Consider the following 14,570-nt stretch of genomic DNA (forward strand, 5'->3'; position numbering starts at 1 on the left):
CATAATGATGGTAGGGCACACAACAGAGAAAGAACGGACGATTTTTGATCATACTGGGAATAGGATCAAGACAGAAGATCGAGAGATTCGAATCCTTGCTAAGTATGAGGAACCGCTGATTGTCGTGTTAGGAAATGTGCTTAGCGATAGCGAATGTGATGAGCTAATCGAACATTCCAGAGAACGATTGGAACGCTCAAAAATAGGCGAAGATCGTTCAGTCAATTCTATTCGAACGAGCAGCGGGGTGTTCTGCGAGCAGACGGAGACGATTGCAAGAATCGAGAAGCGAATCTCTCAAATCATGAATATTCCGATTGAGCACGGTGATGGCTTGCAAGTTCTACGATATACCCCTGGTCAAGAATATAAACCCCATTATGATTTCTTTGCAGAAACGAGTCGAGCAAGTACGAACAATCGCATTAGTACGCTCGTGATGTATTTGAATGATGTGGAGCAAGGCGGAGAAACGGTGTTCCCTTTGCTTAATTTATCTGTTTTCCCTACCAAAGGCATGGCTGTCTACTTTGAATATTTTTATAGAAATCAAGAAGTAAACGAGTTCACTTTGCATGCTGGGACACAAGTGATCCATGGGGAAAAGTGGGTGGCAACGATGTGGATGAGAAGGCAAAGCATTCGGGTCTCCTAGATGATGATGTACGAAAACTACCACCTGAAAAAGGTGGCTTTTTTGTGTCCACAAGCCAAGAGTCGGCAGTTTGAACTTTCTTATATACTTGAAACGAATATTATCAAGTGTTAGACTATTTTTTATTTATTGCATAATAGCTACATGCCAAATACAAGGGGGCATCGAATGCCTGTCTTACGAAAAAAAGCAAACCACTCAAAAAAGATTAGTCTGGTGACACTATTAACAGGACTAGTCTCTTTATCCGTTGTTCTGACTGTTACCATTCTCCTTATCTCATTCTATCAGTCCAAAAAACAGGCACTGATTCACACCACGTTGACCTTAAATCATACAAGTGCAACCAAAATGAGTCATACCCTAGATGCTTTGATTAAATCCATGCGCAGTAGCTTACAGTATTCGGCGAGCATCTTTTCCAATCGGAACGAGATGAATGCGGATGAGGTATATTCCAAGCTTGAGTTGATCCGTCGTACAAACAACTATTTTAATTCGGTTACCGTGGTAGATGAAACGGGGCTTGTTCGAAGTGTGTCTCCCGGATCTATTGGTACAGTAGGAAGCTATGTTAAATCGAAAACGGGGAAAACGGCATTGGCTATAAAAACGCCATACATTTCGAAGCCCTACGTAACAACAAGCACGAAGCGACTCATTGTATTGATGAGCGAGCCCATATTTGATAAAGACGGGATCTACCGGGGGGTTATCGGGGGAACGATTTATCTTCATGAAGATAACATTTTGAATACGATCTTTGGAAGTAATCCAACAGACGAACTAGGTTCCTCTTTTTACATCGTAGGATCTGATGGTCATTTGTTGTTCCACCGTGATACAAATCGGATCGGAGAGGATATCAGTGCCAATCCAGCCGTACGCAAGCTGATCCAAGGGAAAAGTGGCTATGAACAGATCGTCAACTTGAGGGGAGAGACGGTATTAGCCGCGTACGTAAAGGTTCCAGCGAATGACTGGGGTGTCGTTGTCGTGTCACCTATCAGTGTTGTTCAAGAACAATTAAATCGTGATATTCAATCCGTTTTGTTGTATACGCTGCCTCCCTTTTTAGTATTAATGCTAGTTGTGATCGGGCTTGCGCGCAAAGTAGCGAAACCTTTCGTATCCTTGGCCGATCTTGTGAGTAAGGCCGGGAGAGAAGAGGTGGAACTCTCTGAGGGTAGCCAGCATTGGAATCGGGAGGCCGAGCTGTTATCTCGTGCCATTCGCTTTGCATTAACCGATATCAAAAAGCAGACGGAGCAATTGGCCCATGATGCGCGAACAGATCCGTTGACAGGGCTAACGAACCGAAGAACGCTCGAGGAAACCATGCAAAAATGGATGGCGGAGCAAATCCCCTTTTCTCTTATTATGATGGACCTTGATCGATTTAAAGCCATTAACGACACATTTGGCCATCAGGCTGGAGATGAAGTGTTGAGGCATTTTGCGAAAATCATTTCTTCATCACTTCGGCCCGAAGATGTGAGCAGTCGCTTTGGCGGTGAGGAATTTGTTGTCCTTGTTTCCCATGCTGGACTGGAGGAGGCTTATCAGGTTGCCGAACGAATTCGTCTTGCCTTAGAAACAAGTTCAAATCCAATCGGGCAGCCGCTAACCGTGTCACAAGGCATTGCGCACTATCCTTCCCATGCTGTTTCGGCCGAAGAGCTGATGAATGTAGCTGACGAGGCCATGTACAAGGCGAAGAGATCGGGTAGGAACCAAACAGTGATAGCGGAAGTGAGTGATCCGTGTTAAGAGCGAAGAGGCGAGAGATCGCCTCTTTCTTCATGAAAGAAAGACTTACTTCTCAGGTGCTAAAAAAGTAAATTCGGAGATATATTATCTCGGATTTTACATATGCATGTTACAAATGGATAATTAAGGAAATTTATTTTGTTCAAAAATGTGAAGCACATGATTCTTGTATCTCACTTTGAAAGAGGGGGATTCAAATGGAGAATGTTGTCACATGGGAACAGTATGAGAGGGCACAACGCTTGCATCCTGCCAATTATTACGACGCAGTATTCAATGCTTTTATCAGGCCAAACTGGATCAGCGGGAATCAGTTCTGGTACATCCGTGAAATCCGTTTGGAAAAGGGGACTGGCAGGCAATATGTGATCGTGGATGCTGAACAGAATACGAGTCAGCCAGCATTCGATCACGAACGATTAGCTGTCTGTTTGTCAGGAATTGCAGGAGAAACGTATAGCGCAGAAACATTGCCACTTGGGGAACTTATGTTTACCGAGAATGGATCGTTATTCAAGTTTGAGGTGGACGGTACTGTTTGGAGCTGCGAGTTACAGGAATACAGCTGCAAGCCTTTAGATAATTTGAAGAAGCCATCGATGGAGGAACTGCCGTCTCCAGATGGAAAGTGGGTGGCGTTTGTCTACGATCACAACTTGTATGTTCGGTCACTCGAGACTGGATATCGTATCAGGCTGACCCGCGACGGCATGGCTTACTATGATTACGGAACCCAACCTGAATGTCGGCTATCGACATTGGCGGAGCGATTGGAAAACATTAAGCTCCCTCCTGTAGCCATTTGGTCACCCGATTCCAAAATGCTGCTGACCCATCGACTTGACCGAAGAAAGGTACGCAATATGCATCTGATCCAATCAGTTCCGAAAGGTGAAGAAATCAGACCGGTATTGCACTCGTACCGTTATCCACTGGTTGGCGATCCACACGTACCGTTGGCAGAGCTGGTCGTCTGTGACCTGGAAAGGCGAACCACAGTCCGGATTGAAAGCGAGCCTTTAATGGCATGCCCAGTCTCACCCCTCACTCCGGGGATGCAAATGGCCGGATGGTCATCCGACAGTAAACAGGTATATTTCGCCCGGATGTCCCGTGATGCCCGCTCTGTCGAATTTTCCGTAGCTGATCCATGCTCCGGTGAGGTTTGCACGCTACTGCGGGAACAAAGCGATACGTTTTTGAATCAAGACCTGCATAATCTCGGAGCATCCAATCCGAATATTCGGTTATTGGCCGATGGTTCGTTCATCTGGCATTCGGAGCGTGATGGGTGGAGCCACCTCTACCATTGCGATGGCAAAACGGGGGAGATTCGCAATCCGATCACATCGGGTTCCTGGACAGTACGTAGGCTGATGGCAGTGGACGAGCAGCAAGGATGGGTGTATATCACTGGAGGGGGGCTCGAGGAGGGGCGCGATCCTTATTATCAACACCTGTATCGCGTTCGTCTCGATGGAACGGGTCTATCGTTGCTGACGCCAGAAGATGCAGAGCATGATGCTGTGTTTTCTCCCAATATGAAGTATTTCGTCGATACATTTTCGCGAGTTGATTTGCCGCCTGTTTCTGTTCTTCGCTCGGTAGATGGCAGCCTGATTCGCGAATTGGAACACGCTGATGTAGAAATGCTGCTCGAGATGGGGTACCAATTTCCAGAAAGGATTACCGTCAAAGCACGAGACGGTGTGACCGATCTTTATGGGGTGATGCTGCGTCCATTCCCGTTTGATCCTTCACGCAAGTATCCGGTCGTAGACTACATTTACGGGGGACCACAGATCATCAATACACCGAAAGCTTTCGCGCTTGATCCCGGTCGAAACCATGACCCGCTTGGTGGGGGACAATCATTGGCGCAGTTAGGGTTTATCGTGTTGATCCTGGATGGAATGGGGACACCTTATCGTTCCAAATGGTTCCATGACATCTCCAACAGAAAATTGGAGGAAGCAGGAGGTTTGCTTGACCATGTGACAGCGGTAAGGCAATTGGCTGAGCGCTACCCGTATGTAGATGTTGATCGGGTAGGCGTTTGGGGCTCCTCAGGGGGAGGCTACGCTTCGGCAAGGGCCATACTCTCATTTCCTGAGTTTTACAAGGCTGCGGTTTCCGCGTGTGGTAATCATGATCAACGGCTGTATATAGCAGCATGGGCAGAACGCTATCAAGGTTTGTATGACCCGGACTTGTACAGGGATCAAGATAATGCACGTCTGGCAGCCAATCTGACAGGAAAGCTCTTACTGGTGAGCGGAGATTTGGATGATAATGTGCATCCTTCCCAAACGATTCGAATGGCGGATGCATTGATTAAAGCGGATAAAGATTTTGACATGTTGATTTTGCCCAACCGACATCACGGTTTTTCATTGGAACCGTATTTTATCCGCAGAAAATGGGATTATTTTGTACGGCACTTGATGAGAACAGAGCCTCCGTGGGGGAATCACATAGCCAGCAAAAAGCCCAGTGATAAAGAGCGATAGAGAAGTAGCGCGAGAGGAAAGAATTCTTAACCCATGCAGCGTCGCAAAAATAAAAGAGGTTCTACAAAAGTAGAACCTCCGTCCATTACCAGCCTCTTTGAGGAGGGGTCTGGATATGATTCGTTTCTTGATCGATGATGCGGGCCATTTCTTTGATCTTGGCCAATCCATCATCAATCTGGCGCTTATTCGCTGCAATGCGATTCGCTAACGAAATTAATTGGGTTGATTGTGGTGGGTAGGGTGCATTTGCCAGTGTAAGCAGCTCTTGTTGAGCGCCGTCCAGGTTAATCGCTGCATTGGCTACCATATCCACTGCAAAGGAAATTTTGTCGGCGAGATGGTCAACCTTATTTGCCACATGATTCGTATGCTGATTACCCCAACCGTTCGAATTGTTTATGTACGACATTCGATCACCTACTTTTGAACTTTGTCAGTGATGCTATCGATTTCTTTTACTTTTTGTGCAATTTTATCCGTATGCCCATCAATGGCGTCTGTCAGCTTGTCAACGTCCTTCACGTTCTTTTGAACCTCTGCCAGGTTGTTCAGCGTATTTTTCACTTTACCCGTAATACCATCTGCAATGGTACCAACAAGCACTTTGATGTGATCAGGAGCATTTTGACCAACCTGAGCAACGAGACTTTCGATCAGTGGCTGAATTTCACCCAGCGTTGTCTGTGCGTTGATCAGCTCACGAGAGCAAGAATTCAATTCGTTGTCAATTTTATCGGAGTCGCGGTCGATTTCTGCCTGGATGTCTTTAATATCTGCAAGAACCTTGTCGATTTGATTTCCGAGCTCGCGGACTGTTCCTTTCCCCATAAACATGTACATGCACCCCTCAAGAAATATTATTAGTAACTCTTAAGAAATAAGAGCGCTACCCGTAGTGGTGGAGGCAGAAAACCTAGTGGAATTCTGACCTGAAAATTAACACTTATCGGAATAAATCTTCTAGAAAAAAATGGTTCTCTGTATTACTTTAACATTATATGAAAAGGAGGACTACCCTTCAATTATACATATACACCACTTTTTTCAATCGTTATATGGTCCTGTCTACAACTAGGAATAGAGTCCCTACTTTTACAAAGGAAAAAAGCCACCTAATGAAGGTGGCTTCTGTGTTCAGTCGCTATTTTACCTCGCGAAAACTTGCACTGACCTTTTGCAGCTCTTGCTTGAGGGACTCAAACCTTTTCTCTTCTGTCCAAGCCATGATTTGATGAAAATGGGTAGGCGTTTCGACCAATGTCACAATATAAGCGACCTTAATGCCGTCTATTTCGCCTTTCGCATTGAATTGGATGGCCACCTGGTTGTCGACTACAGTACGAATCTGTTTATCGACGGATACATTCTCTACTGCCTCTTGAAGGTTTGCTTCAATCGCTTGCGTATAATCTTGAAGCGTGAATGAACTGTCTAGATCCTCTTTCGATTCTGACAGTACCAATACATACTTTTCTTTAAAACGATTGGAGATTTCTAAATCAGCTTCATCGTGAAGGGATGAATCCTTGCCCCAATCGGAAGGGGCTGTTATTTGAATCTTTTTATCCTTGCTATAGAAGATTTCTTCGGTAGGCGTTCTTGATGCGAGATCGACTATCCCAAAAATCATACCAATGATGGATAAAACAGCTACGATGGAGAAGACAACAGCGAGTACGGTTGTTTGCTTTTTGCTGACGTTGTTCAAATCCTTCACTTTCACGACGTACGTATTCGCTGCTAGATCGCCTAACCGTTGTCTTTTGTCGGAAGCCAACACACTGATACCAGCCGGCAACCCGCCTAGAAGAAATGCATTCGCTTCGAATAGACGAATGAGGGAACGGATGAATGATTTCCATAACCCCGGTGGTCGTCCTTCCGCATTGACAGCAATGATGCGGAAAGTAAATTTTCCGATCGTATATCCGGTGAGTCCTTCTAACAGTACATAATAAGAACATAGGATAATTGCGGCTAGGATGAAGAAGTAGAGACTGTTGGCGTCTTTATCGATGGAAACCCCAAGTGAGAGCAATCCGATTAGAAAACAAGCGAGGAGAATATGATCAAGAACATGGGCTCCCCATCTCGTGAAAAAAATCGTCGCCCTGTCGTACGATTTCGATAAATCCCCCATGTTTTTTGGTGGTTCATGCTGGGCAAGGGGAGAAAACTCTGTCGGTACCGATGGTGATGGCGGTTGTTGCTCCAATTTTGTGCACCTCCTGAAAAATGTAAACATATTACATTTAACCACTTTGAAAATTGTATTGTCAATTGTAGACGATTAGAATGGGAAAAGATAACTGGGCGCTGCCGTCCCATTCCGGCGAGAGGAGAATCGCATATGGAAATCCACCAAATACCAGAGCAATTGCCATTGATCAAACATTCCAAAGACCTCTGGAGCTCTTTTGCATACAGCAAATGTAAGGATGCATACGGTTATGACAAGAACGGGCTGAAAAGATACGCGCTGATTGTTCAGCTGCAATACGATCAGACTGTGACAGAAGCAGACAAGGAGTTCCTGCACTATTTGATGAGCCAAGAGATTGAGATGCATAAGTCCCATCCGTATCAGGGATTTCATGAATCCATGGACATCGTGGCTTATTTGTTGGCAAAGTTTAAGGATGTCAACCATATCCGACTGTTTGAGCAGGCAAAATTAAGCAATTTCGATACCTACTATGGCTTTGACACTGAATATATCATTTCGGGCGGAATTGAAGAGGCGATCACGTATATCGAAGAGAATGATCTGTACCGATTCAGCTCTTTTTTTCAGGATAAGAAAGAGGAGCTGGAAACGATGTATACGGCTGAAGATTTGGAGCGATGGTTTCAATCCAAGGCCAGGAATTATCCTGCCAATCTCGAGGATGAGTCCTTGATTACGTTAATGGACAGAGCAAGCGATTTTGGTAACATGGAAGAAGCCAGAAAATTGCTGGAAAAGCTGGAGGAGCAGCTTGGCTCTGACAAAAAGAATTATTCTTTGCTGTATCATCGCGCAAAAGAATTGGGGGAGTACGACAAAGCGCTTCACTATCTCACACAAGATCTCACCGAACAGGAAGATTCTTTTGACAAAGTATCCCTTTGGTTAAAAATTGCCGAAATCCATTTGCTCAAGCAGGACTGGGGACAGTCTTTTGCCAGCGTCAAGCAGTGCGAACCAGAGCTCAAGCTCTTTTCCTCCTGGAGGAGTGCCGGTTTGGGCAGAAGCTTGAGCGAGACCTTGCTGGATATCAGCTTGATGGCAAAGGACAGCAATGATTCTTTGGCTAGAGAAGCGTACCGCTGGGCAGACCAGATGTTGAAATCGACAAACAACTACAGCTGTAACGTTTTGAGAAAGGCGCACCAGTGTGCCAAGGTGCTGCAACTCAAACAGGATAAAAGGCTGTACAGTAAAAAAGTCGCGATAGAAGCCAGACGAATCAACAGAATGCTTAGATGACTCAAGGTAAGCCCGACACTGCAACGGTCGGGTTTTTCTTTGTTTGGATGCAACGTTCATAAAAAAAATACCCACGCAGGGATCACTTTGCTGTATCTTTAATCTGAGCAATATTTCCTATCTTTATATGATCTCTTTTTCCCCGTTAGCCAACCTCATTGCGCTTCAGGACATCGATAGCAAGGCTACTTTCCATGTTTCCTTCATGAATGTCATTTTACTTCTAGGCAGGAGATGCGTATGGATTTAGTAACGTACAGTCCACTTATCGCAACCAAGCTTCATGTTCCGAAGTATGGTTCGGACTTGTTGCTTCGGCATCAGATCTTGAAAGAAATCGATGACGCGGGCGAAGCAAGATTGATTCTCGTGTGCGCGCCAGCGGGTTTCGGTAAAACGACAGCAGTCAGTCAATGGACGCAAAATTCCGGCAGACCGACCGGTTGGATCTCTCTGGATGAATCCGATAATGATCCCGTGCGCTTTTGGCGGTATTTTGCCAGGGCAATTGATAGGGCACAGGAAGGCTTGGGCAAAGCATCTTCCTCAGTGCTTCACCCACAGTACACGGCTTCTGCTGAGCAGCTGATGTCCGTGTTGCTCGAAGAAATTGCGGGGTTTGAACGTGATTTTTATCTCGTATTGGACGATTACCATCTTATAAAGGAGCCTTCCATTCATGAAGGACTGCAGACACTGATCCAGCATGCTTCCTTATATATGCATGTCGTCCTGATTACGAGGGAGGAACCTCCTTTTGCCCTGCACCGTCTACGCGTTCGAAAACAGCTAAAGCAACTGGGCTCAGACACTCTTCGGTTCAATGAGGAGGAGTGCCGGCGCTTATTCCGCGAGCAATTGGGTCTGAGTTTGTCAGAACAAGACATTGACTTGCTAAGCAAACGAACAGAGGGATGGGTGGCTGGATTGCAGTTAGCCGCCTTGTCCATGCAAGGAAAGCCCGCAGTGTCTAAGGTCATTCATCAATTTTCCGGTAATGACAAGTATGTCGGGGACTATTTGACGGAAGAAGTATTGAAACGACTGCCAGAAAAAGTACAGATGTTTTTGCTGAAAACGTCCATACTGCCGCGTCTGACAGGAGATCTATGCGCAGCTGTTACCGGAGAGCCGGACGCTCACGGTATCCTTCGCATGCTGGAGAGAACGAATTCATTTGTCATCGCACTGGATGGCGTAAATGAGTGGTATCGTTATCACCATTTGTTCGCGGAACTTCTGCATTCCCATGTAAGGAAAACATATAATGAACTGCTTCCTGCCCTACATATTTCTGCAAGCTGTTGGTTTGAACGTCACGGATGGGTAATGGAGGCGACTGAGCATGCGCTTCTCGGAAAAGATTGGACCCGGGCGAGCCGTTTGATCGTCGCACATGCGCCGTGGATGTTGAAACAGTACGAGAATATAACACTGCGCAGATGGATGAAATACTTTGAGGAGTCCTGGTTGGCATGCAACCCTGAGCTGTGCATTGCTTTTGCTTGGCTGCATGCGGTATCCAACGAAATTGATCAGGCGGAAATCCTCCTTCAATTGGCTGACGAAGCAACACGGACCAATCATGGGAGCTTTGACGACTGTCGAGTAGAAATGTGTGTGCTTCGGGGATATATCGAAGTGATGCGGGGCAATGTATATCTTTCTCTTACATATATGGAAGAATCGGTTCAAATGAAGCCAAAATTCAGCCGCTACTTCATTGTAGGCATAGAGCTGAATTCAGATGAGCCATACGTGCTTCGTAGTCGTGTGGGATTGAGCGGGTATTTGTCCCACGTGAAAGAATACTATCCAAAATTAAGGGCGATCTGGAAGCACAGTGGTCTTGGTATATTAGCCTACGGTTCTATCGTGTTGGCAGAGTTTTATTATGAGCAAAATGATTTTGAGCAGTTAAAATATTTCGTTCCGCGAGCAATCCAGTTAGGTACCATCTCCTTGAACTTTGGTGTATTGGTCCCTGTGTATCTGACTTTGGCCCGATGGAGAAAAGCAGAGCATCGTAACGACGAGATGTGGCTGGCCATGGAGGAAATCACTTCGCTCTGCCGCCAGCATGATGCGCCTCCCCATTGGATGTCATTTGTAGAAACATTCCGCGTCCGATTATGGATCGAAGAAAATCGACGGGAAGAAATAGAAAAATGGGCCGAGCCCTACACGAAAATGAATGTCGATATTGTCGCTTCCCGACATGAATTTGAGCGAATGACGTTGGCCCGGGTATACCTCTATTTAAAAAACGACAGTGCAGCCATCATGCTGCTAACTAGTCTAAAGCATGAGGCAGAAATAAAGGATCGGCTCGGAAGTCAAATTGAAGCCTTTCTTCTGCTCAGCCAAGCTTACATGATCCAAAAACAGCAGCATGAAGCGATGGAGTGTATGCGCATGGCGGTGACGTTAGCCGCGCCAGAAGGCTATGTACGAACTTTTTTGGATGAAGGCCCTGGCGTTGCCAAAATGCTCTATTCGCTCTATAAAAGCAAAAACGTATCCAAGCAAGAGATGGCTTATCTTTCGAAGCTGCTCAAAAGCGTGGAGAAGGATTTTCCTACGCTTGATATTCAAATTCGGGTATCCCCTGCATTGGAAAAATTGACGGAAAGAGAGTCGGAAGTGCTGGCACTGATCGGTGAAGGGTTATCCAATTCGGAGATTGCGGACAAGCTGCATCTCACACTGGGGACGGTAAAAGGGCATGTGCATCAAATTTTTAGCAAGCTCCAGGTAAAGAATCGGGCACAAGCCATCGTCAGATTAAGAGAAAGTGAGATCGACCATTAGAATCGCCCCGCCTTTACGGAGGCCACTGAAAAAGCAAAACGAGCCTTTAGAATCGATTCTAAGGCTCGTTTTGCATGTTTTCAGTGCCCTCAGCCATTTTCAGGTGTTTGTTTTCTTTGCAAATCCATCTCATGTACACACAACGATCACATCAGCGATCTATACTCAACTTGTAAAACCAAGGTTGGTCGTCATAAGAATGGTGACGGTGAGATATGGATTCGTAAGTTTCACAATAAACTGGTAATCTATGCAATAAATGCACAACCACGAGTAAGGAGTGCGGAAATGAAACGGAAAGTGTTACTCGTTGAGGACGACGAGCTCATACGTGAATTTGTATCGGATTATTTTAAAAAAGAAGCTTGGGAAGTGTTCGAAGCGCAGCACGGTAAAATGGCGATGGAGCTTTTCGCTCTGCACCCTGTCGATTTAGTTGTGCTAGATATTATGATGCCCGAGATGGATGGCTGGTCGGTGTGCAGAAAAATCCGTCAACAATCCGACATTCCCATCATGATCATTACAGCCAGAGTAGACGACGATGACCAGTTGATGGGTTTCGAGCTTGGCGCGGACGAATATGTCACCAAACCGTTTAGCCCAAAAGTATTAGTGGCCCGTGCCAAAGCTCTGATGAAAAGGGCAGAGGGGAGCATCGGGAGGGGAGATGATATCGCCCAGTTTGGAGCATTGACGGTAAACAAACGAGCTCACACCGTTACGATTGCAGGCGTCCCGATTTCATTGACACCAAAAGAGTATGAGCTGCTTCTGTTCTTCATCAAGCATGAAGGGACGGTCTTGTCCCGAGATAGCATATTGAATGGGGTTTGGGGGATGGACTACTTTGGCGACCATCGCACCGTTGATACCCACGTGAAAAAACTGCGTGCCAAGCTGGATGCAGAGCAGCATCTGATTCAGACGATGATCCGTTTTGGATATAAGTTTGAGGCAAAACAATGAAACGACTTCGACTAAACGTTGTGACAAAATTATTTGCCGCCACTTTTGTTTTTGTCTTTTTGCTCTACGCTTTGATATTGATAGGGGAAAAGTTTTTCTTTGAGCGCTTTTATTTAAATGCGAAAGTAAGCGAGCTCTCGCAAGCAATGGCATCTTTCCCGGATGAGTACGCCAAACTCCCTCCCGACAAGCACAAGCTGGATAAGATGGTGGGGACATTGATGAATCGCACAGATGCCAGCATCGCGATTGTAGATGAGCAGCTCAGGCAATTGAATCTCGATCCCTATTTTCTGGAAATAAAAGCAGCAAATAAAAATCAAGTGATTACCTTACCGCTAAAAGAAATGAAAAGGACCGATCTCCCTGAAGGACTTCATGTTGGAGACACGATTACCATCGACGGAATCTATATGGATGAGAACGATACGATCATGAAGCCGATACGGATTGCAAGGCAAAGTCCATCCACAAATGTGTCGGAAAATGGACTAACCCGGGTTACGGCTGTTATTTCTGAGCTCATGCTGCCTAGTCACCAGCGGGCACATAACCCTTTTTATCAGGATTCTCTCGTAGCGGATCAAATCGGACCATGGCTGACGCAGCAATACGACGAGATTACGCAGATGAAAAGCGGATCATTCATCCAGCGCAAGTGGACTGATCCGTGGAGTGGTGTAAACTATGCCATCGTGATTCATCGATTCTCCTATCAGGGAGGGGCGAATTACATACTGGCGGTGACGACGTTGCAGCCAGTGAGCGATGCGGTAAGTATGCTGACCAGCTATTCCCTATACGCGACGCCAGTCATCCTCGTCATCTTACTGCTGCTTTCCTTTGTCTTTTCGAAGATCATCACGAAACCATTAGTTACGCTGAGTCATTCCGCTTCACGCATGGCTAATCTGGACTTCACAGAACTTGCTTCGATTCATTCTCAGGATGAATTCGGTGAGCTCTCTCGCCATCTGAATACGTTAGCTGGCAAGCTGGATCAGACATTAAAAGACCTGACGAGTGCCAACGTCACTCTTCGCGAGGATCTCAAGCATAAGGAAAAAATGGAACAGCTTCGCAAAGAATTGATTGCTAACATCTCTCATGAACTCAAGACCCCGCTTGGCATTGTGAAGGGCTTTGCGGAAGGGCTAAAGGATGATGTCGCACATGAAAAGCGGGAGCGATACATGGACGTCATTTTAAGCGAAGTCGACAAGATGAACGAGCTCATTATGGATATGCTGGAGTTGTCCAAATTCGAAGCCAAAGCCATTTTGCTTCGTAGACAATCGTTTCCCGTATCGGAAATCATAGATCGTGTAGCCGCTTCCTTTCAACTACAACTGGCAAACAAGCAGGTACGACTATGGCTCGCCTTACCTGAAGAGACCAACGTATGGGCAGATCCAAGACGTATCGAGCAAGTGATCGTGAATTTGCTCGGCAATGCAGTCCGGCACGCCAATCCATCAAGTGAGATTCGGATTACGGGGACCCGCGAGCGGGAGTGCATCCGGTTTCGAATCGAAAATGAAGGAGCGCACATCCCAGACGATCAACTAACGCGGATATGGGAGCAATTTTATCGAGTAGATAGCTCTCGGTGGCGGAAATCTGGAGGCACGGGTCTCGGATTGGCGATCTGTAAACATATCCTCGATCTGCATGGCAGTTATTATGGTGCGGAAAATACCGTGAATGGAGTCGCTTTTTCCTTCACGTTGGTTGAAAATGAAAACAAAGGTGGAAATGACGATGAATCTGAAAAAGAATAAAATGAAAAGCTTACTGGCTGTATTGGTCCTATCACTCGTTACTAGTGCTTGTGGCACACCGCTTCCTTCAGAATCGACTGGTCAAGTGCCGCCGCAAGCTCCTCAGGAGAACAAAGAAAACAAGGAGAAACAACCGGAGAACGTTGCACAAGACATGGCCGCAGAGCAGCAGGAAAAAGAAATTCTCGTCGTGGTCGACCAGGAACCGAAACCCATCGAGGGGAATAGCTTCGATTTCTTTATTGAACAGCTACCTGCCGGCTATTCGTTAGCTAGCATGCAGTGGAAGTCTGAGAAAACTGACATCGTAAACACGATAGAGCAAGCGATCAAAAACGACACAGAAGGTATCCCTGGTGGGAATGGCTTTTACATCAGTGGCAATGGACAGTTCACCGGTTTCTTTTACAAGGATGAGTTGAAGGGGGAAAAGGGGAAATTGATCTTGGTATTTCGAAATGAGCAAGGCAATGAAAAGACATGGGAGAAGGAGCTAACCCTTAAATAACGCCCGATCAATTGGAACCTCATTTTTGGGGTTCTTTTTGTTTGCATCACGAAAAGACATAACTTTAGTTAGTATTTTTTGCAAAAGACTGTTG

Annotated in this window: 11 protein-coding genes; 8 read left to right on the forward strand and 3 right to left on the reverse strand. The window is 45.9% G+C overall.

Annotated features, from left to right (window positions below; translation table 11 throughout):
* Positions 1-7 precede the first annotated feature (7 nt).
* The 3 genes from EL268_RS02960 (at position 8) to EL268_RS02970 (ending at position 4,935) form a co-directional block, all read left to right on the forward strand.
* Positions 8-655, forward strand: coding sequence for a 2OG-Fe(II) oxygenase (locus EL268_RS02960; RefSeq protein ID WP_106657089.1), 648 nt, complete (start codon positions 8-10; stop codon positions 653-655).
* Positions 656-823: 168 nt separating this feature from the next.
* The gene (locus EL268_RS02965; RefSeq protein ID WP_106657090.1) at positions 824-2,425 is read left to right on the forward strand and encodes a sensor domain-containing diguanylate cyclase; all 1,602 of its coding nucleotides are present in this window, start codon (positions 824-826) and stop codon (positions 2,423-2,425) included.
* A gap of 197 nt (positions 2,426-2,622) precedes the next feature.
* A complete protein-coding gene (locus EL268_RS02970) occupies positions 2,623-4,935 on the forward strand; it encodes a S9 family peptidase (protein WP_106657091.1) in 2,313 nt (770 codons plus the stop codon).
* Positions 4,936-5,020: 85 nt separating this feature from the next.
* Here the strand turns inward: EL268_RS02970 and EL268_RS02975 are convergent, their stop codons facing one another.
* The 3 genes from EL268_RS02975 to EL268_RS02985 all read right to left on the reverse strand — a co-directional run bounded on the left by EL268_RS02975 (position 5,021) and on the right by EL268_RS02985 (position 7,153).
* Positions 5,021-5,347: a hypothetical protein gene (locus EL268_RS02975; RefSeq protein WP_106657092.1), complete on the reverse strand. Its 327-nt coding sequence runs from the start codon at positions 5,345-5,347 to the stop codon at positions 5,021-5,023.
* An 8-nt stretch (positions 5,348-5,355) separates the two neighbouring features.
* On the reverse strand, positions 5,356-5,772 hold the full coding sequence (locus EL268_RS02980) for a hypothetical protein (RefSeq protein ID WP_232030237.1): 417 nt from the start codon (positions 5,770-5,772) through the stop codon (positions 5,356-5,358).
* Between the two features lie 307 nt (positions 5,773-6,079).
* Positions 6,080-7,153, reverse strand: coding sequence for an RDD family protein (locus EL268_RS02985; protein WP_106657094.1), 1,074 nt, complete (start codon positions 7,151-7,153; stop codon positions 6,080-6,082).
* Positions 7,154-7,288: 135 nt separating this feature from the next.
* On the opposite strand from EL268_RS02985, the gene EL268_RS02990 reads away from it, so the two are divergent.
* The 5 genes from EL268_RS02990 (at position 7,289) to EL268_RS03010 (ending at position 14,476) form a co-directional block, all read left to right on the forward strand.
* Entirely contained in the window at positions 7,289-8,407 is a 1,119-nt protein-coding gene (locus tag EL268_RS02990; RefSeq protein WP_106657095.1) for a hypothetical protein, read from the forward strand.
* Positions 8,408-8,647: 240 nt separating this feature from the next.
* Positions 8,648-11,218 carry a winged helix-turn-helix domain-containing protein gene (locus tag EL268_RS33630; protein ID WP_106657096.1) on the forward strand — a complete coding sequence of 857 codons (2,571 nt, stop codon included), beginning with the start codon at positions 8,648-8,650 and terminating at the stop codon, positions 11,216-11,218.
* Between the two features lie 288 nt (positions 11,219-11,506).
* Positions 11,507-12,187, forward strand: a complete 681-nt coding sequence (locus EL268_RS03000) for a response regulator transcription factor (protein WP_106657097.1) — start codon at positions 11,507-11,509, stop codon at positions 12,185-12,187.
* Entirely contained in the window at positions 12,184-13,968 is a 1,785-nt protein-coding gene (locus EL268_RS03005; RefSeq protein ID WP_106657098.1) for a sensor histidine kinase, read from the forward strand. The genes EL268_RS03000 and EL268_RS03005 overlap by 4 nt, the downstream gene beginning before the upstream one ends.
* Positions 13,949-14,476, forward strand: a complete 528-nt coding sequence (locus EL268_RS03010) for a hypothetical protein (protein WP_106657099.1) — start codon at positions 13,949-13,951, stop codon at positions 14,474-14,476. The genes EL268_RS03005 and EL268_RS03010 overlap by 20 nt, the downstream gene beginning before the upstream one ends.
* Positions 14,477-14,570 lie beyond the last annotated feature (94 nt).

Origin of the sequence: Brevibacillus brevis, from assembly GCF_900637055.1 — a bacterium.
In the GTDB taxonomy this organism is placed as follows: Bacteria; Bacillota; Bacilli; order Brevibacillales; family Brevibacillaceae; genus Brevibacillus; species Brevibacillus brevis.